This is a genomic window from Paraburkholderia kururiensis (assembly GCF_034424375.1).
GTDB classification, from domain to species: domain Bacteria; phylum Pseudomonadota; class Gammaproteobacteria; order Burkholderiales; family Burkholderiaceae; genus Paraburkholderia; species Paraburkholderia kururiensis_A.
Genome location: NZ_CP139965.1, coordinates 4,181,022 through 4,199,454 on the forward strand (window position 1 = coordinate 4,181,022; position 18,433 = coordinate 4,199,454).

The window sequence follows — 18,433 nt, forward strand, 5'->3', positions numbered from 1 at the left end:
CGCCTCGTGTCCCGTGTGCGGGTGGAGCGCCCGTGGGGCGCGCATCAGCCGATCTGCTCGACAGGCTGGCCCGCCATCAGGATGGCGGAATGCGTTTGCGCGTGCGCAAGCGTTTTGCCCTTGTCGGCAAGCGAGGAAAGAATGGCGTGATCGTCGAAGCGGAAGCGGCACGGCACCTGGTTCGACGCCGCCAGCCGCACCGTCTGCGCGAGCGAGAGGCTGGCCAGAACGTCGGCGAGCTGCTCGGAGATGCCCATGCGGAACATGCCCATCGGCTTGTCTTCGCGCAACAGACGTTGGGCGAGCAACAGGTACGACAGATTCACTTCCTTGATCTCAGTGAGCATGTCACTGGTCGTGGTGGCGCTCATGGTTCCCCCGAAATCGAAGCTGGCTGGTCAGGCCTGGTGCGGAAACGTTTGCTCGCTCGCTTCTGCGCAAGACAGAGCGAACGGCCCGTTTATGGTCGTGGGAGCATTGTGGCCAAAGGGAAATGGATCGGAAATCGGACAGACGCCCCGGCGCGTTGCCGGAAAACTCCATAAATGCTGTCAGATTTTTTCCTACAGCCGGGCTGGAAGGTAATGCCAGGAAAGGATTGGAGACTTCGGCCGGATAAATGCGGATGTAAAAGGCATTTTTGGCCGAATTTGCGCCGATTTTTTGGCGCATGGCGCACGAATTATAGAGATTTTTCATGGGGCGGACATGCGGCTGTTGTAACAGCCGCCGACGTGAACGAGGCCTTCCCGGCGCCTTGCCGCGCGGCCCTTCGCGCCTTGTCGTGCAGGCGTTCGCCCCCGCCGCGCGCGGTGAGTCATGGCGCCATTTCGCGCTGTAACAACATTAAGCGAATGCAAAATACCTCGAATTGAGCGGCTCAATCCCGATAATGGGTCTTAAGGGATAACCCGACATTGCATCGGACACGGGCCGGCCTGCGCCGGCAACCGCGGCAAGCTTTTTGCTCCGTGTCGCGTGCGTTGCATCCCCTTTTATCCGGTTGCTTTGCCGTGCGAACGCACACTGTCGCGGCACAGTCGCCCTCTCAAGGAGATCACAGAATGCGTATCGCACAAATCGCGCCGCTATATGAAGCCGTCCCGCCGAAGCTGTATGGCGGCACTGAGCGCGTCGTGTCCTATCTGACCGAAGCCCTGGTGGAACTGGGCCACGACGTGACGCTTTTCGCGAGCGGCGATTCCGTGACTTCCGCCAGGCTGGAAGCGGCGTGGCCGCGCGCGCTGCGGCTCGATCCGACCATTCGCGACGCCATGGCGCCGCACGTGCTGCTGCTCGAGCAGGTGCGCCGCGTCGCGCACGAGTTCGACGTGCTGCACTTTCACCTGGATTACCTGCCGTTCCCGCTGTTCTCCTCGCTCGACACGCCGTTCGTGACCACGCTGCACGGCCGCCTGGATCTGCCGGAACTGCAGCCCGTCTTCGATACGTTTTCCGAAGCGCCCGTCATTTCGATTTCGGATTCGCAGCGCCAGCCGCTCAAGCAGGCGAACTGGCTGAACACGGTCTACCACGGCCTGCCCTCGCAACTGCTGACACCGCAGGCGCACCGCAAGCCGGAGTACCTGGCGTTCCTCGGGCGCATCTGTCCGGAAAAGCGTGTCGACACGGCCATCAAGATTGCGGCCCAAAGCGGCCTGCCGCTGAAGATCGCGGCGAAGGTCGACAAGGTCGACGAGGAATATTTCAAGCGCGATATCGAGCCGCTGCTCTCGCAGGCGCACGTGGAGTTCATCGGCGAGATCAACGAGGCGCAGAAGCCCGAGTTCCTCTCCGGGGCGAAGGCGCTACTCTTCCCGATCGACTGGTCGGAGCCGTTCGGCCTCGTGATGATCGAATCGATGGCCTGCGGTACACCGGTCATCGCATTCAACCGCGGGTCGGTGCCCGAGGTGATCGATCAGGGCGTGACCGGCTATATCGTCGAGGACGTGCAGGGCGCCGTGGCGGCGTTGACGCATATCGACGAGCTGTCGCGCGACGCAATCCGCGAACAGTTCGAACGCCGGTTTACGTCGAAGACCATGGCGCAGAACTATCTGGACAGCTACGCCACCTTGCTGGAGGCGACGCGCCGGCCGGTGCTGCGGCGGGTGGCGGCAGGCTGAGCGGACGGTCGTGCAGGCCGGCCCGCGCTTGCAAACGTACCCGTCTTTTAGCTTGCGGCATATTACGGTCCCAAAAAAGTCTGGCGGGCGGCGCAATGCCGTCGCCCTTCTGGCTCTGTAACGTCTGTGCAAATACGAGGCGATTGCGACAGTGAATCGTTTGCCTGGCGTTAAATGACAAAGATTGTCGATTTTTCATGAAAAGCCGTCCATAGAGGGCGGCTTTTTTCATTCAGCGGTTGCATGGCAACACGAAAAAGCCGCTTCGCCTTAAGAGGCGAAGCGGCCCTGTTGCCGCGCGCTGCGTGCGCAGCCGCACACCAATTACTGGGTAATCAGAAAGCGCTCGCGATTTTTGCCGGCAATCCACTTGGGCGGCTTGCCCCGACCGCTCCACGTACTGCCCGTCTTCGGATCCTGGTATCGCGGCGGCAGCGGCGCCTTCTTGGGCGGACGGCCGCGGCGGGCGCCGGTGGGGAATCCGAGGTCCTGCGCGGTCAGGCCGTATTCCGCGATTTTCTGGCGGATCGACGCAATCACGTCCGCCACTTCAGTTCGCCGTGCCTCGTCGGCCTGAGCCTGGAGTTGGGCGATCTGAGCCTTGAGTTCTGCGTACTGCGACATTTCCATTCTCCCTTTTTCTTGAAGCAGGTTGGCGGCAGATTAACCGCAAATAAGGGAATTCGCAATGCACGATAATACTGCACTGCCGATATCGTCAGATAATTATTGGTTATCGGCAAGTGTTAAATTTACTGAAGGGTATCGCGAAATAGTAAACGCTTTCTCTCTGGAATTTACAATCCTTGACATCCCGCAGCGTGCAATCTCCGTAGAATCCGGCGCACTCGGCATTGGCATTTTGCGATGCCGTCATATCGACCTAACTTGAGATCAAGCACAATGCATCTGTCCAAACGACTCGCGGCCGAGTTGATCGGCACCTTCTGGCTGGTCTTCGGCGGCTGCGGCAGCGCCGTGCTGGCCGCCAATTTCGCAGGGCCGGTTCATGGCCTTGGTATCGGCTTCGTGGGCGTCTCGCTCGCCTTTGGCCTTACCGTGCTGACGATGGCCTACGCCATCGGGCATATTTCGGGCTGCCATCTGAACCCGGCCGTCAGCGTCGGCCTGGCCGTTGCGGGGCGCTTTCCGGCACGGGACGTCATTCCCTACATCGTGGCCCAGGTAGTAGGCGCCGTGCTGGCCGCATTCGTGCTCTCGCAGATCGCGCTCGGCAAGCCGGGCTTCGACCTCGTTGCAAGCGGCTTTGCGACCAACGGCTACGGCGACCACTCGCCAGGCCATTACACGCTCGCCGCCGCGTTTATCTGTGAAGTGGTAATGACGGCGTTCTTCCTCTTCGTCATTCTGGGCGCCACGGACACGCGCGCGCCGGCCGGCTTCGCCCCGATCGCGATTGGCCTGTGCCTCACGCTCGTCCATCTCGTCTCCATTCCGGTCACTAACACGTCGGTGAATCCGGCACGCTCGACCGGCCCCGCGCTGTTCGTCGGCGGCGAGGCTATCGGCCAGCTTTGGCTGTTCTGGGTGGCGCCCATTATCGGCGCCGTAATTGCCGGCGTGATCTATCCGGTCGTGGCCGGGAAGAAGCCGGAAGGCCAGGCGGTGTCCGCCGCGTCGGCCGCGTAACTCCCGCTGCGTGAGCCGGGATTCGAGACAGCTTTTAGCGAAGCTAAAAAACCCGCTCGACAGACTGGGCTTATGGACGAAAGGGCGCTTCGGCGCCCTTTTTTGTGTCCGTTCCGGGTGGGTTGGCGCCGGCCGTCACGCCGCGAGTATGCATCGACAGGTGCGGCGATCAACGGGAAGAAGTGCCGAAGCGCGCTGCTAGAATCGTCCGATCTTGATCCCCCCTCCGGTGCCCACCATGCCGCGTTCCACCACACTCCTGCCCGCCATGGCGTTATGGCTTGCCGCTGGCGTTGGCGCCGCGATGGCACCTGCCGCGGCATGGGCTGCATCGGGCGATGTGGAGACGCTCGTGTTCGTGCGCCACGGCGAGAAACCGTCCCAAGGACTCGGACAGCTCAATTGCCAAGGCCTCAACCGCGCGCTGGCGCTGCCCGCCGTCATCGCGGCGAAGTTCGGCAAGCCGGATGCCATCTACGCGCCCGATCCCGGCGAAAAGAAGAACGACAATGGACATGCATGGAATTATGTGCGCCCGCTCGCGACCATCGAGCCCACCGCAATCGCGTTCGGCATGCCGGTTCAAACGCCCTACGGCTATTCGCACATCGAGCAGCTTGGCAACACGCTGGTGGATCCAGCGTGGCGCAATAAGACCGTGGTGGTTGCGTGGGAGCATCGCCTGATCGAACAACTGGTGCGTCAGCTGATGTCCGCGCATGGCGGCACACCCGCCGACGTGCCGAAGTGGGCAAGCAACGATTTCGACAGCATCTACGTCGTCAAACTCGACTGGCGCGGCGGCTCACCAAAGGCGACGTTCAAGCACGACCACGAAGGGCTGGACGGCCGGGCAACGGACTGCCCGTGCGCGGCGCTGCCGGGTGGCGACGCGGTTGGGTCGTCGGCTGCGGGTTCTTCGGCTGCGTCGGCACCCTGAGCACGCTTTCGTCCGGATGCCGGACCGAGGGTGTTCAGGCTCAATCGTATTTAAAGAACTGGTACAGATGTAAGGCTGGTTTACGGCAGTGGGTGCCAACGTGATTGGCCAGCCGACAGCCGATGCGTCACCACACTGCCACGACTGTCCGTCGCGCCGCGTGTCGCGGTACCCTGGCCCACCCCAATAGGTGCGGGACATCGCCGGCCCTTCGTGGATCGGCCATTCGGCACCGCGACGCTCGCTTGCACCCCGTAACATCTCGTCGCAGAACGCCCTCCTCGCCGCGCGTAGATTGAACCTGTGCGACACACACGTCGCGTCACAGGAGAACAATCATGAAGCGCATCGTCACTCAAGTACTCGTTGCAGCGGGTCTCGCAGCTGGAGCGTGCGGTGTCGCCCAGGCACACACGGACCTCAGCATCGGCCTCTCGCTGGGCGCACCGGCCCCCGTCTATGTGCAGCCCGCGCCCGCCTACGTCGCGCCGGCGCCGGTTTATAGCGCGCCGCAGCCTGTCTACTACGGGCGACCACGGTGGCACGACGGCTGGGATCATCGTGGGTGGGACCGCGACGGCCGCGGGTGGCGTGACGGCGATCGCGGCGGCTGGGATCGCGATCGCGGCCGCGGCTGGGGCTGGCACGGTTAACCAGGCAATGCCGAGCGATGTCGACCAGGGCGACGCAACATCGAGCGCGTGCAATGCGCGCTCACGCTGCGCCTCCGTTGCGTTGTCTACCCATTCTGCGGGTCGTCGCTCTTCGCCCAGAGCCCGTCTTCGCTTAGGATCCCTCTTCGCCGGGCCGCCCTCGGCGAGTCACCTTCCTACGACGCCAGTTCGTCATCCAGCTCGAAGAGCTTGCGTAGATGGTGTGCAACGCCGGCTTCGAAGTTATTGCCGATGCGCGGCACGTGCGGCAGGCGAGCAATGAGCTTCGGATTGGCGTTGTTCATCATAAACGGATGGCCCGCCGTCTCCAGCAGATCGATGTCGTTCAGGTTATCGCCGAACGCGACACAACGTGATGCATCCACGGTAAGCCGCGCCAGCACCGCCAGAAGCGCGCGACCCTTCGATACGCCCGCGGCCATGATTTCCAGGCAATCGGGCAGCGAATACGTGATGTACACAGCGTCGCCAAATTCGCGTTCGATGCGCGCCGCGATTTCGGCCAGGTCCTCTGGCTCGCCGACGTAGAGCCCCTTCGCAATGTCCTCGCCGCTGTGCCGCGTCAAGTCAGTCACCTGATACGTGAAGCCGGAGTCCTGGTGGAAAGCCAGCAGTTTCGGCGCTTCGCGGTCGATCAACCAGGCGTCGTCGGCGAAAAGGCTCACGATCACCCGTCCATGCTCGCCCACGATTTCAGGCTGCACGATGCGTCGCACGGTGGCTGCTTCGAGATTACGCGCGTGAATCACCGTGTCGTCGGGCGCATGCACGCGCGCGCCGTTGGACGTGATGAGATACGAGCGGATGCCGAGCACCTCGCGAATACCCGCCACGTCGGCATAGTGCCGGCCGGTCGCGATCACGAACTGCAGTCCTTTCGCCTCCAGCCGGTTCACGGTATCCACGGTAAACGGGTCCACCTGGTGATCGGCGTTGAGCAGGGTTCCGTCGAGATCGGTGGCGATGACCTGATACATGAAAAACGTCCCGCAGATTGAGAAGCAAAAATGGTAGCACCGAGGGGCGATGTTCTCTGGCCGCCTCTCCAGACGCTCGCCGCTCAGCGGCGTGGTGTGCGCTGGCGTCTTAAGGCTCACGCCATGCCGAGCCTCTCTGCTTCCCGCTGTGCGAGGCGCAGCGCGCCGCGGGCCGAATCGGCAAGTGGCGCGCGCAGCCGCATGGCATACCGTTCCGGCACCCACTGGGTCAGCGGCCCAGCCAGTCCGCCGCACAGCGCCGCCGGCAAACTGCCCGAGGGATCGAGCGCCGCAATAAGTTTGCCGATTTCCTCGCCCGCCTGCGCAAGCAGACTCACAGCAAATGGATGCGTGCGATGCGCCAGCACGATGGGTGCGAGACGCGCGTACGCCGTCTGGTTCGCCTCGCACAGCCACACGATCAGACTGTCGCGATCATGCGCGCCCATCTGCTCGAGCAATGCGGCAGCGAACGCATCGGCGGGCGCGCGCCCATCCAGAGCCTGCTGCGCGTAACCGACCGCCCGCAAACCCAACCACGCGCCGCTCGCCTCGTCTCCTGACGGAAAGCCGTAACCCCCGGCGATGCGGCACTCTCCAGCCTCGTCCAGTACGGCCGCGATACTGCCGGTGCCCAGCGCCACCACCACGCCCGGTGCGCCGCCATGCGCGCCAAGCAATGTGGTGTACGCGTCGCTTTCCACTGCGAGTGCCGCGACCTGCGGAGCCTGCGCACGAAACGCGGCAAGCCAGTCGCGATTGTTGACGCCCGCGAGCCCACAGCCCAGCACGCAGTGAGACCAGGCGAGCGGGCGGCCCACCGCAGCAAAGGCGTCGCGACAGCCGGCCTCGATGGCCTGCCATGCGGAGCCGATGCCCAGCCCGAGCCCCGAGGGCCCGCTGGACGCCTGCGCAAGCTCGACACCCTGCGCGTCGCCGAGCACCACGCGCGTACCCGTACCGCCGCCGTCGACGCCAACCAGATAGAAAGTGGATTCCATGTTCATTGCGAGAGCCGCTCGCCAAAGCAAGGTTGAGCCAAACATCGAGCCGTGCCGCAGAGACTATCTGCTCCGAACCGTGCCGGCAATCGGCCGAACGGCCGGGTTGCGCTGCCAGCTCTATCCGCTATGCTTGGCTCGCCGGTCGACAAACCTCGCAAGATCGGCGCAGACGGACGGAGGCCGCCACGTGACACAGCGATGCAACTGGGCAACAAGCGAAGCGCTCGCGCACTACCACGATACCGAATGGGGCGTGCCGTCTCAGGACGATCGCCATCTCTTTGAAATGCTCGTGCTTGAGGGCGCGCAGGCAGGACTGTCGTGGTCGACCATCTTGAACAAGCGCGAAGGCTATCGCCAGGCGTTTGCGCAATTCGACGTGGACGCCGTGGCGCGCTTTACGCCGAAGCAGATCGAGACGCTGGTGGCCAATCCCGCGATCGTGCGCAATCGCGCCAAGATCGAATCGGTGGTCGTGAACGCGCGCGCCGTGCAACAGATTCGCGCCGAGCATGGCTCGCTCGCCAGCTTCGTGTGGTCGTTCGTCGATCACTCGCCCATTCAGAACGATTGGGAGAGCTACGGCCATGCGCCGGCCTCGACCGATGTCTCCGATGCCCTCAGCAAGGCACTCAAGCGCTACGGCTGCAAGTTCGTGGGCACCACGATCTGCTACGCCTTCATGCAGGCCGTGGGCATGGTCAACGACCATCAACGCCACTGCGCGTGCCGGGCGCTCTGCGCCGCGCTCGGCAAAAAGATGCGCCCGAAGAAGGCCCGTTGAACGCGTGAGGCGGCAGGCCGATGTGCGGGTCGTACAGAGGCACGGACCGCGCCATTTACTGGATGAGAAAGGGATGAGGCGCGGACCACGCGCGGCGCCAGGCTTTCGGTGTTTGCGCAACACTATCGCGCGATGAAAACCCACATTGGGGAAAGTCCGCACAAGTGCTCCGACGATGCCAGCAAAGCCTTGCCCGGCAAGCCTTCGCACGGGTCGCCGAGGCGGCTGTATTAGCGCCGCCTCGCATAGCGCGTGCTTGCCGCCTCACCGAACGCTTCGCCTCCTGTGCCACAACTCGCTATAACTGTGACCGCCGCGACGTTGCATGTCGCGTAATCGGGGGCACGCGATCCATGCGTCGAACTGGAGCACTTTTGTCCGCTTCGTCGAAGCTTTGCGCGGCGCCGATCGCAGGATACTGACCACATCCCGTTACAGACAAACAAACGGCTACGCGCACGGCGCAGGGGACCAGCACATGAGCAACCTCAACTTCCTGACGCACCAGGAAATCTTCAATCAGGCCGTCGGCCACCTGTTCGGCCAGGGGCGCGCTGCGCTGCTGCCGCGTGGAGGCGGCGCCTATCGCGGGTACTGCGGAGGCTGTCCGGTGGGCAGCTTCATCAAGCCGCGCGACTACATGACGGCCATGGAAGGCATTCCCGTTCGCTACATCGGCAAGTCTTCCGACGAAACGCCTGCGTACATGGACGTCGGCGTCGCCGCGTTGAAGCGCGCACTGCTGCGTGCACGCATCAATGTCTACGATCCCACGACGGTCGAATTGCTCAGTTGCCTGCAGAACGTGCACGACGTCTTCGGCACGTGGGAATGGCAGGACCGATTCACCTCCATTGCGCGTCAGTTTGGGCTTTCGCCTGACCGCGTAAGAAGCGCCGCGTAACGGCGCTTCGCGCGCCGCATGCTTGCCCCTGAGGTGAAGCGTGGAGTGGCGGGGCGAACGCCGACACCTCAACGCGAGACCGACCAGCCACGTTGGTCACACGCAGCGATACGCCACTCAGCAACACCAGGCAATCGATCTCCCAAGAGAACCCATAAAAAAACGGCGGTGCGAGCTACAGAGCTCGCACCGCCGTTTTCGTTCCGCCTGCCGGCGTGGCCGGCGAAGACTGCCTTAGTGCAGCTTCTTCGGCAGCATCTGGCTGCGCAGACGCTTGTGCAGACGCTTCACCGCAGCCGCCTTCTTGCGCTTGCGCACAGCGGTCGGCTTTTCGTAAGACTGGCGCTCGCGCAGTTCGGCGATCAGCCCATTCTTTTCGATGGTGCGGCGGAAGCGGCGCATGGCCACTTCGAACGGCTCGTTTTCCTTCAAAACAATCGTCGTCATGTCATTCCTGAGTCAATTTACGGTTCAAGGCGTGGCGGCAATGCCGCCCACGCACCGGCCCTCCGGTCGATCCAGCGCGGCGATGCCACATTGGAGCGAAAGGCAAGGCGGCCACGGAGGCCGGAATAGAGAAGTGGGGAGTTCACTGCGGAACGCGGTCAGACGCGTCTTGCAACTACACGTAACTCCACGCCTGACCGCCGGTTTGGCTAGCAATTCGGCTGCCAAAACCGCTGTAACAGCGGGCGACCAAACCGGGCAAGGATCTCAATTCGCCGGGTAGGATAGCAGAAAAACCGGGCTCCGGCCACACTTTCGTCAGTCCGCTCAGGCACTTGCGTCGTGCCCAGGGGCCGATACTCACTGCGCCGCTCAAGCGCTGGCGTCATTCAGCGCCTGAATATCGGCCGGATCGAGCTTCAGGTGAACGGCCGCCACCAGGCTCTCGAGTTGCGCGAGCGAGGTCGCGCTCGCAATAGGGGCCGTAACGCTGGGCCGCGCGATCAGCCACGCAAGCGCCACCGCCGCCGGCGTCGAGCCACGGCGCTCCGCCACGCTATCGAGCGCGCCGAGGATGCGCATGCCGCGATGGTCCAGATACCGCTCCACGCGGCTGCCCCGCGCACTTTTCGCCAGATCCGCGCGAGATCGGTATTTTCCCGTCAGGAACCCGCTCGCGAGACTGTAGTACGGCACGACGCCCAGCCGTTGTGCCAGCGCGACAGGCTCGATGTCCGCCTCATAGCCGGCCCGGTCGTACAGGTTGTATTCAGGCTGGACCAACTGATATTGCGGCAGACCGTTGCGCCGCGACACCTCCAGCGCCTCTTCCAGCCGCGCCCCGCTGTAGTTGGAGGCGCCGATTACCCGCACCTTGCCCGCCTCGATCAGCCGCTGGTACGCGCCGAGCGTCTCTGCAAGCGGCGTCTCGCCGTCGTCTTCGTGCGAGAAATAGACGTCGACGTAATCCGTCTGCAGGCGCCGCAAGGAATCTTCCACCGCCAGAAGGATGTTTCCTGCCGAGAGCCCGCGCCGCTTCGCGTGCTTGCCCACCTTGGTCGCGAGCACGATCTTGTCGCGCTTGCCGCTCTTCGCGAGCCACTTGCCGATGATCGTCTCCGACTCGCCGCCTTCGTTACCGGGCACCCAGGCCGAATAGACGTCGGCGGTGTCGATGAAGTCGAGCCCCGCGTCCGCAAATGCATCGAGGATGGAGAACGAGGTTGCCTCGTCGATCGTCCAGCCGAACACGTTGCCGCCGAACATCAGCGGCGCGACCTGTAGCGACGAAGTACCAATGGTGCGTTTCTGCATGACAAAACCCCACGAGTCCCGTTGACCGAACGTTCAGCATACGCCGCCTCGCCAGGCCTCACAGTCCCGCCCGCAACGGCCCGTAACAGTCACACGCGCCCGCCCCGCGGCCCCGGCCGCAAGCCTGGCGTAAGTTCGCCCCCCAATTTGTGGCGCAAGTTTCCTAAAGTTTTCCGCAGCCGCCGCCGACAACCAGGAAAGACGGTCAGCGCCAGCCAAGAAGCGCGCCGTCTACAACCAAACCAGCCTACATCCGAGGCACATACCAAACGAGGAAGCAAATGCTGAACATCAACACCAACATTCTGTCGTTGACGACGCAGACGAACCTGTCGGGCTCGCAAAGCGCCCTGTCGCAAGCCATCACGCGTCTGTCCTCGGGCAAGCGCGTGAACACCGCCGCCGACGACGCCGCCGGCCTCGCCATCGCCACCACGCAAACCGCCGCCATCAACGCGCTGAACCAGGGCGTGATGAACGCGAACAACGGCATCTCGATGGTGCAAACGGCTTCGGGCGCGATCTCGTCGACCGTGGCCAACCTGCAGCGTATCCGCCAGCTGGCCGTGGAATCGGGCGACGGCTCGCTCGGCTCGGCAGCGCAAGCGAACCTGCAGACCGAAGTCACGACGCGTCTGACGGAAATCAACCGCGTTGAAACGCAAACCACGTTCAACGGCCAGAGCGTGCTGGGCGGCCTCGGCAGCGTGAACTTCCAGATCGGCGCATCGGCCAACCAGACCATCACGGCGAACTTCGGTTCGACCACGTGGAACGCGTCGGGCCTGGGCGTGTCGGGCATCGACATCTCGACGACGTCGGGCGCACAGAACGCGATCACCGCCATCGACGCAGCGCTGGCGCAAGTCAACAACTTCCAGGCAACGCTCGGTGCAACGCAGAACACGTTCCAGTCGGCCATCACGAACACGCAGACGGAATCGACCAACCTGAGCGCCGCACAGTCGCAGATCGTCGACGCGGACTTCGCTTCGGAAACGGCGAACCTCTCGAAGGCGCAAGTGCTGCAACAAGCCGGTATCTCGGTGCTCGCACAAGCGAACTCGCTGCCGCAGCAAGTGCTGAAGCTCCTGCAGTAAGCCTGACCTTCCGGGCGCGCGCCGCTTGCGGCCGCGTGTCCGGCGCCGCGCCTTCGGCAGCACGCAACAGACAGCACGCAAGGCGCGGCGGTATGAAAGAAACAACGCGAACAGCGGCATCGGGAGGCACGGCCTCCCGATGTGCATTGTCCGCATGACAGTAACCCGCAGGCATTCGACCGGAAACGGACACACCCCTGCCTCCATCCGGGCGCCGCGACCTGACCCGCTCGTTACGAACGGAGCTACGCATGACCACGACCACCTCGACGACCTCCACCGATGTGAGCTCACTGCTCGCGCAAGCGGCGCAGTCCGTTATCAGCGGCGCGACCAAGTCGACGCTCGACGTGAACTCGCTCGTCTCGGCCCTCGTAACCGCGAAGACCGCGGGCCAGGCCGCGACCCTCACGAACGCGCAGACGAGCGACAACACCGAACTGTCGGCCATCGGCCAGATCCAGTCGTCGCTTGCAGCACTGCAAACCAATCTTTCCGGCCTCTCAGACGGCACCTCGCTCACGCAGTTGACGGCGAGCCTCTCGGGCACCGGCATCACCGCAACACCGAAAAACGGCGTCGCTGTCGCCGGCTCGTACTCCATCAACGTGACGCAGATCGCGACGGCCAACAAGATTTCGTCGGGCGCCTATGCGAGCAACGCGACGCTCGGCACCGGCACGGTAACGGTCGGCGTGGGCGGCACGTCGATGAGCGTGAACCTCACGTCGGCGAACAACACGCTGAGCGGCCTCGCTGCGACCATCAACAACGCATCGAACAACCCCGGCGTCACCGCCACCGTCATTACCGCCGCGGACGGCCAGCACCTCGTGCTCACGTCCAACGCCACGGGCGCCGCGAACACGGTGTCCATTTCGGCGGGCAGCGGTGTGGATTCGGGTCTCAACACGTCGAGCTTCACGCAGGTCACGGGCGCTCAGGACGCGAAGTTCACCATCGACGGCAACGCTGTCACGAGCGCGAGCAACACCAACACCACCGCGCTCACGGGCATCACGCTGAACCTCACGAGCGCAGCGGTGGGCACCACGCAGACGCTGACTGTGGCAAACGACACCAACGCCTCCGTCACCGCGATCACCAACTTCGTCAACGCCTACAACTCGTGGGTCTCGACCACGTCGTCGCTCACGTCCTACAGCGCCGCTTCGTCGACGAGCAGCGCGACGGCCGGCCCCCTGCTGGGCGACGCAATGACGAACTCGGCCGTGAACGGCCTCGCGAGCATCATCAGCGGCGGCGTGACGACGGGCGGCTCGACCTACAGCCTGGCTTCCATCGGCCTCGATCTCCAGCCCGACGGCACGATCAAGATCGACAGCACGACGCTGCAGACGGCGGTCACGTCGAACCCGAGCACGGTGTCCGCACTGTTCAACACCACGAACGGCATCGGCACGACGCTCAACACCTACGCGAACCAGTACACGCAGGCTGGCGGCATGATCAGCCAGCGCACGTCGGCGCTCAATTCGGACCTCTCGAACCTGACGCAACAGCAAAGCGATCTGACCGCGTACCAGGCGACGCTCACCAGCCAGTACAACGCGCAGTTCACCGCGCTCAACACGCTGATGACGACGATGCAGAGCAACACCACGTACCTGAACCAGCTGTTCGGCGGCAACGGCAGCGCCGGCACGCTGAACAAGACGGCGTAACGCTTCACCTGCCTCACTGACGAACCCGTCGAGGATGAAACAGATGTCACAGCAATCGCTTGATCGCGCATACGAACTGACCGAGGCCATGAGCGCCGCGGCGTCGGCCGGCGACTGGCTGCGCGCGGCCCAGCTGGCCGAGGAACGCTCGCCCTTCATCATGTCGCTCACGGCGGACCAGCCGCCCGAGGCGATGGCGAAGATTCGCGCGATCCAGCAGTTCGACGCCGCCATCACGGGGCACGCCACGGCCGGCCGCGACGTCATGACGAACCAGCTCGGCGACGCGTTGACGCGCATCGCCGCGGCGGGCTTCTATCAGCAGACGGGAAAGCTTTGAGGTACGCGACGCCAGAGCGAACGCGCTCCGGCACGGCATAACGGGAACAACCAGCACAACCGCATACGAAATGCGGGAATATCGATTCACCCTGAAAGCCGCAGCAATGCGGCTTTTTTCTTTCCGGCTTTATCTCGAGAGGCGGCGTAGGCCTCGGCTATAAGCGGACGCGCCTATGCGCCTACGCCCGTTTGCGCGCGCCACATCGCTTCGAACGCGGCCTCCAGCGTGCGCGCAAAGCGCGGTGCGTCGCAGAGCGGCGAAGCCTGCACGCGTGCCGCAAGCCCTGCCCGCCACGCCGCGAGGCGTTCGCGGTCGCGTGCCTGAGCGACGGCCTTCGCGACGTAGTCTTCGTCGTCGGCCGCGATCCAGTCTTCGAGACCCGCGCTCGTCACCACCGTCTCGCACAGATGCGCGAGGAAGCGGTCGCCGCGCCGGCAAAGTACGGGCACGCCCATCGAAAGGCTTTCGGCCGTCGTCGTGCCGCCGGGGTACGGGAACGTGCTCAGCGTGATGTCCACGCGCCGGTACGCCGCGAGATAGTCGGCACGCGGCGAGGCGCCTTCCATCACGATCCGTGAGCCTTCGATGCCGTGCGCCGCGAAGCGCGCCAGCGTGGCGCGCCGTTCGGTTTCGTCGCCGAGCTGCTTCGCCTTCAGGAACAGACGCGCATCCGGCACCTCGCGCAGAATCTGCGCCCACACTGCCGTCACGCGATCGTTGACCTTCACGAGGTCGCCGAAGCTGCCGAACGTGAACGGGCGGGCGCGCTCCGTGTCCGCGTCGCTCGCCACTTCGACCGGCGGCGTGAAGCACAGATACCCGCGCGGCAGACGCCACGGGCGCTCGATGAAGTGATGCGCTTCGTTCGCGGGCAGCACGCAATCGTCGCCGAGCACGTAGTCGATGGCGGCAAGGCCGGTCGACGCAAAATAGCCGATCCAGCTTGCTTGCACGGGCGCCGGCTTCCACGCGAATACCGACACGCGGCTGCCGTCGGTGTGCCCCGCCAGATCGAGCAGGATGTGGATGCCGTCGTCGCGAATGGTGCGTGCGACGGCTTCGTCGGTGAGTCCTATCAGACTGCGCCAGCCGCTGAAAAGCGGCTTGATGCGCGCGGTGAGGTCGTCTTCGTTCGGCTTCGTCGTGTAGGCGAGCAATTCCACGCGCGTTCGGTCCAGTTGACCCAACACACCTTCCAGGAAGAAGCCCACCGGATGCGTTCTCAGGTCGCCCGACACGAAGCCGATACGCAGCGGCCCGGCGTCGGCGCTGCGCGTGAGCCAGTCCGTGTAGGGCCGCGCCTGCGCGGCGGCGCGCGTGCCGTATTCGATGGCCGCCGCGAGGTACTGCTCAGGCGACGTGCCTTCGGCGAAGCTCAGGCTGAAGAGCAGATTCCCCCACGCGTTGTGCCACGCGGGTTGCAGCGTCACCGCCTGCTTGAAGCACTCGATGGCCGCCTCATGCTGCCCCTGCTCGCGCAACACGATGCCGAGGTTGAGCGGCACCTGCGCGTCGTGCGGAATCAGCGCAAGCGCCTGGCGATAGCAGATGGCGGCCTCGGCCAGCTTGCCCTGCTCCTTGAGCGCGTTGCCCAGATTGTTGTGCGCTTCGCCCAGCGTAGGCTTCAGCGCAATCGCCGTGCGGCAGTGCTCCGCGGCGCGCTCCAGGTCGCCCATCTCGCGCAGCACGTTGCCGAGATTGCAGTGCGCGTCCGCGAAGTTGGGCCGGCATTCCACGGCGCGGCGAAAACTCGCCGCCGCGGCGGCGGGCAAGCGCATCTGCAACAGCACGAGACCGAGGTTGTTGTGCGCGCTTGCGCTGCCGGGGTCGAGCGCCAGCGCCTGCTGGTGACTCTCCGCCGCCGCTTCCAGCTTGCCCCAGCCGCGCAACGCGCAGCCCAGGTTGTCGTAGTACATCGCCTGCGGGCTGATTTCGATAGCGCGCGCCATCAGGTCGAGCGCGTCGGCATAGCGGGCCTGCTGCATCGCGATCACGCCGAGCAGATGCAGCGCATCGGCATGCCGCGGCGTCTGTTGCAGCGCGCGTTCGTAGAGTGCGCGCGCCTCGTCGAGCCGACCTGCATGGTGGAACGTCAGGCCCTTTTCGACCCACTGCGATGGCGTGTCCATCACACCTGCATTCATTGCGTGCTCTCCATGCCTTGCGCGAGCCGACGCTCCCACATCTGCGCAAACGCGGCTTCCAGATTTCTGGCGAAGCGCGGCGCGTCGCACAGCGGCGAGCCCACGATGCGCTCACGCAAGCCCGCACGCAGCGCCGCGAGCGCCGGCAGATCGCGCGCGAACGCCACGGCGCGGGCGACGTAGTCGTCATCGTCGGTGGCAATCCATTCGGGCAGGCCCGCCGTGTGCAGCACGGTCTCGCCCAGATGCGAGAGGAAGCGGTCGCCACGGCGACTCAGCACGGGCACGCCCATCCAGAGCCCTTCTACGCTCGTCGTGCCGCCGGGGTAGGGAAACGGATCGAGCGCGATGTCCACGCGATTGAACGCGGCGAAGTAGGCATCGCGCGACGACGGCCCTTCGAGCAGCAGCCGGTCCGCGCCCACGCCGTGGGCCGCGAAGCGCGCAAGCGTCTGCTCGCGCAGTTTCGGTTCGGCGAGCTGGTGGTTCTTCAACAGCAGCCGCGAACCCGGCACCGCATGCAGCACGCGCGACCACACCGGCACCACGCCGTCGTTGAGCTTCTTGTGGTTGTTGAAGCAGCCGAACGTGACCTCGCCCGTCGGCGCCGAGAGCGCGGGCAACGGGCCCACCGGCACGTCGGCGGCGGGCAGCGTGAAGCAGAGGTAGCTGTCCGGCAGCCGCCACACGCGCTCCACGAAATGCGATTCCTCTTCGGGCGGCGTCACGTAGCGGTCGCCCACGATGTAGTCGATCTGCGCGAGCCCCGTGGTCGCGAAATAGCCGAGCCAGCTCACCTGGAGCGGCGCGGGGCGCCACGTGAAAACGGGCAGGCGGTTTCGTCCGGTATGCCCCGAAAGATCGACGAGGATATCGACGCGGTCGTCGTGAACGAGGCGCGCCACGGCTTCGTCGCTCATCTCGTTGATGGCCTGCCACGCGGCGAATTGCGGCTTCAGGCGCGCCGTCAGTTCGTCGTACTGCAAGCCGTTGGAGTACGCGAGCGGCTCGATACGCGTACGGTCGAGGTGCCGCAGCACGCTTTCCAGGAAGTAGCCCACCGGATGCTTGCGATAGTCCGCCGAGACGAAGCCGATGCGCAGCGGACGTTTGCCCTGCGCCGCATCCGCACCGTCCGCGAGCGCGGGCCACGCGTCGAAAGGCTTTGCTCGCGCCGTCATGCGTTCGCCGAAATAGCGTGCGTCCGCGAGATGCGCATTCGCCGACCAACCCGCGCAATACGACTGCCCGAACAGCACGCACGTATGCGACTCCGCGAAATCGGGATTCAGCGCGAGCGCTTTGCGATAGCTTTCGACGGCGGCATCGAAGGCATTGAGGTCCGCGAGAATGGTGCCCAGGTTGTTGTGAAACGACGGCGAGTCGTGACGCAGCGCGATGGCGCGCTGCGCGTATTGAAGCGCCTGTTCGGGCCGCCCCACGCGCTTGAGTGCATTCGCGAGGTTGTGATACGGATCGGGAAAATCAGGCTGCAACGCGATGGCGCGCTCGTAGCACGGCACCGCCTCGCCCACGCGACCCGCCGCGTTCAGCGCATTGCCGAGCGTGTTGTGCGCCGCGGCCACCTGCGGCTGAAGCGCCGCGACGTGCCGGTAACTTTCGATGGCGCCGTCGATATCGCCTTGATGCATGAGCGCGCCGGCCAGGCTGTCGTGCGCGACCGCGAGTTGCGGCGCACAGGCAATGGCCGCCCGATAGCATGCGATGGCCGCGTCGATCTGCCCTTGCGCCTTCAGCATGTTGCCCAGGTTGTTGTGCGCTTCGCTGAAATCGCGCTTCGCCGCAATCGCCTTGCGGTAACTCGCTGCGGCTGCGTCCAGCTGCCCCATGTCCTTCAGCGCGTTGCCGAGGTTGTTGTAGGCCTCGGCATAGCCTGGCCGCAGTTCGATGGCCTGCGCGCAGCTTTGCATCGCGGCGGCCGCATCGCCGGACTCGCGCAGCGCATTGCCCAGGTTGTTGTGCGCTTCCGCGTAGTCGCGCTTGCGCGCAATGGCCTGCCGATAGGCGTCGATGGCATCGGGCAGCCGACCATGCTCGCGCAGCATGTTGCCGAGGTTGTTGTAGTAGATCGGGCTCGGGTTCGCAGCAATCGATTCGCGAATCAGCACGATGCCCGCCTCGTGCTGTGCAAGCTGGCACGCGAGCAGGCCCATGAAGTGCAGCGCATCAGGGTGCTTCGGCTGCACGCGAAGAATCTGCTGATAGAGGCTGTGAGCGTCGCCGAGGCGCCCGGCCTGGTGGTGCGCGAGCGCCGTGTTCAGCAGCCGGCCGATGTCATGCATGGGGTGTCCGTGTATCAAGTAGCGCTGCGGTTCGT

The 18,433-nt window shown here is 64.6% G+C and carries 18 protein-coding genes; 9 read left to right on the plus strand and 9 right to left on the minus strand.

The window, feature by feature from the left end:
• Positions 1-44: 44 nt before the first annotated feature.
• Complete coding sequence (gene flhD, locus U0042_RS18805) at positions 45-371, minus strand: flagellar transcriptional regulator FlhD (RefSeq protein WP_114813772.1); 327 nt, start codon at positions 369-371, stop codon at positions 45-47.
• Positions 349-699 (minus strand): hypothetical protein, encoded by a 351-nt coding sequence (locus U0042_RS18810; protein ID WP_157977876.1) that lies wholly within the window; start codon positions 697-699, stop codon positions 349-351. The genes flhD and U0042_RS18810 overlap by 23 nt, the downstream gene beginning before the upstream one ends.
• A 365-nt stretch (positions 700-1,064) precedes the next feature.
• On the opposite strand from U0042_RS18810, the gene U0042_RS18815 reads away from it, so the two are divergent.
• A complete protein-coding gene (locus tag U0042_RS18815) occupies positions 1,065-2,129 on the plus strand; it encodes a glycosyltransferase family 4 protein (RefSeq protein WP_114813774.1) in 1,065 nt (354 codons plus the stop codon).
• Between the two features lie 324 nt (positions 2,130-2,453).
• Here the strand turns inward: U0042_RS18815 and U0042_RS18820 are convergent, their stop codons facing one another.
• The gene (locus U0042_RS18820) at positions 2,454-2,753 is read right to left on the minus strand and encodes an H-NS histone family protein (RefSeq protein ID WP_114813776.1); all 300 of its coding nucleotides are present in this window, start codon (positions 2,751-2,753) and stop codon (positions 2,454-2,456) included.
• A gap of 279 nt (positions 2,754-3,032) precedes the next feature.
• Between U0042_RS18820 and aqpZ the strand changes: the two genes are divergently transcribed.
• The 3 genes from aqpZ to U0042_RS18835 all read left to right on the plus strand — a co-directional run bounded on the left by aqpZ (position 3,033) and on the right by U0042_RS18835 (position 5,372).
• Positions 3,033-3,779 (plus strand): aquaporin Z, encoded by a 747-nt coding sequence (aqpZ, locus tag U0042_RS18825; RefSeq protein ID WP_114813778.1) that lies wholly within the window; start codon positions 3,033-3,035, stop codon positions 3,777-3,779.
• Positions 3,780-4,047: 268 nt separating this feature from the next.
• The gene (locus U0042_RS18830) at positions 4,048-4,719 is read left to right on the plus strand and encodes a histidine phosphatase family protein (protein WP_114813961.1); all 672 of its coding nucleotides are present in this window, start codon (positions 4,048-4,050) and stop codon (positions 4,717-4,719) included.
• A 338-nt stretch (positions 4,720-5,057) separates the two neighbouring features.
• Positions 5,058-5,372, plus strand: coding sequence for a hypothetical protein (locus tag U0042_RS18835; protein WP_114813780.1), 315 nt, complete (start codon positions 5,058-5,060; stop codon positions 5,370-5,372).
• A 176-nt stretch (positions 5,373-5,548) separates the two neighbouring features.
• Here U0042_RS18835 and U0042_RS18840 read toward each other — a convergent pair whose 3' ends face one another.
• The gene (locus U0042_RS18840; protein WP_114813782.1) at positions 5,549-6,370 is read right to left on the minus strand and encodes a Cof-type HAD-IIB family hydrolase; all 822 of its coding nucleotides are present in this window, start codon (positions 6,368-6,370) and stop codon (positions 5,549-5,551) included.
• 116 nt (positions 6,371-6,486) lie between these two features.
• On the minus strand, positions 6,487-7,371 hold the full coding sequence (locus U0042_RS18845) for a BadF/BadG/BcrA/BcrD ATPase family protein (protein WP_114813784.1): 885 nt from the start codon (positions 7,369-7,371) through the stop codon (positions 6,487-6,489).
• A 190-nt stretch (positions 7,372-7,561) separates the two neighbouring features.
• Between U0042_RS18845 and U0042_RS18850 the strand changes: the two genes are divergently transcribed.
• Together U0042_RS18850 and U0042_RS18855 are read left to right on the plus strand one after the other, a co-directional pair.
• Entirely contained in the window at positions 7,562-8,158 is a 597-nt protein-coding gene (locus U0042_RS18850) for a DNA-3-methyladenine glycosylase I (protein WP_114813786.1), read from the plus strand.
• 478 nt (positions 8,159-8,636) lie between these two features.
• Positions 8,637-9,062: a hypothetical protein gene (locus tag U0042_RS18855; protein WP_114813788.1), complete on the plus strand. Its 426-nt coding sequence runs from the start codon at positions 8,637-8,639 to the stop codon at positions 9,060-9,062.
• Between the two features lie 234 nt (positions 9,063-9,296).
• Here the strand turns inward: U0042_RS18855 and rpsU are convergent, their stop codons facing one another.
• Both rpsU and U0042_RS18865 read right to left on the minus strand, forming a co-directional pair.
• On the minus strand, positions 9,297-9,509 hold the full coding sequence (rpsU, locus tag U0042_RS18860) for a 30S ribosomal protein S21 (RefSeq protein ID WP_017772172.1): 213 nt from the start codon (positions 9,507-9,509) through the stop codon (positions 9,297-9,299).
• Between the two features lie 372 nt (positions 9,510-9,881).
• Complete coding sequence (locus U0042_RS18865) at positions 9,882-10,823, minus strand: aldo/keto reductase (protein ID WP_114813790.1); 942 nt, start codon at positions 10,821-10,823, stop codon at positions 9,882-9,884.
• 281 nt (positions 10,824-11,104) lie between these two features.
• Here U0042_RS18865 and U0042_RS18870 point away from each other — a divergent pair, with 281 nt between their 5' ends.
• The 3 genes from U0042_RS18870 to fliT all read left to right on the plus strand — a co-directional run bounded on the left by U0042_RS18870 (position 11,105) and on the right by fliT (position 13,948).
• On the plus strand, positions 11,105-11,923 hold the full coding sequence (locus U0042_RS18870) for a flagellin domain-containing protein (protein ID WP_042303184.1): 819 nt from the start codon (positions 11,105-11,107) through the stop codon (positions 11,921-11,923).
• A gap of 251 nt (positions 11,924-12,174) precedes the next feature.
• Positions 12,175-13,608, plus strand: coding sequence for a flagellar filament capping protein FliD (gene fliD, locus U0042_RS18875; protein ID WP_114813792.1), 1,434 nt, complete (start codon positions 12,175-12,177; stop codon positions 13,606-13,608).
• A 43-nt stretch (positions 13,609-13,651) separates the two neighbouring features.
• Positions 13,652-13,948 carry a flagellar protein FliT gene (gene fliT / locus U0042_RS18880; RefSeq protein WP_114813962.1) on the plus strand — a complete coding sequence of 99 codons (297 nt, stop codon included), beginning with the start codon at positions 13,652-13,654 and terminating at the stop codon, positions 13,946-13,948.
• A gap of 173 nt (positions 13,949-14,121) precedes the next feature.
• Here the strand turns inward: fliT and U0042_RS18885 are convergent, their stop codons facing one another.
• Together U0042_RS18885 and U0042_RS18890 are read right to left on the minus strand one after the other, a co-directional pair.
• Positions 14,122-16,095 (minus strand): tetratricopeptide repeat protein, encoded by a 1,974-nt coding sequence (locus tag U0042_RS18885; protein ID WP_114813794.1) that lies wholly within the window; start codon positions 16,093-16,095, stop codon positions 14,122-14,124.
• Positions 16,092-18,398 (minus strand): tetratricopeptide repeat protein, encoded by a 2,307-nt coding sequence (locus U0042_RS18890; protein WP_114813796.1) that lies wholly within the window; start codon positions 18,396-18,398, stop codon positions 16,092-16,094. The genes U0042_RS18885 and U0042_RS18890 overlap by 4 nt, the downstream gene beginning before the upstream one ends.
• Positions 18,399-18,433 lie beyond the last annotated feature (35 nt).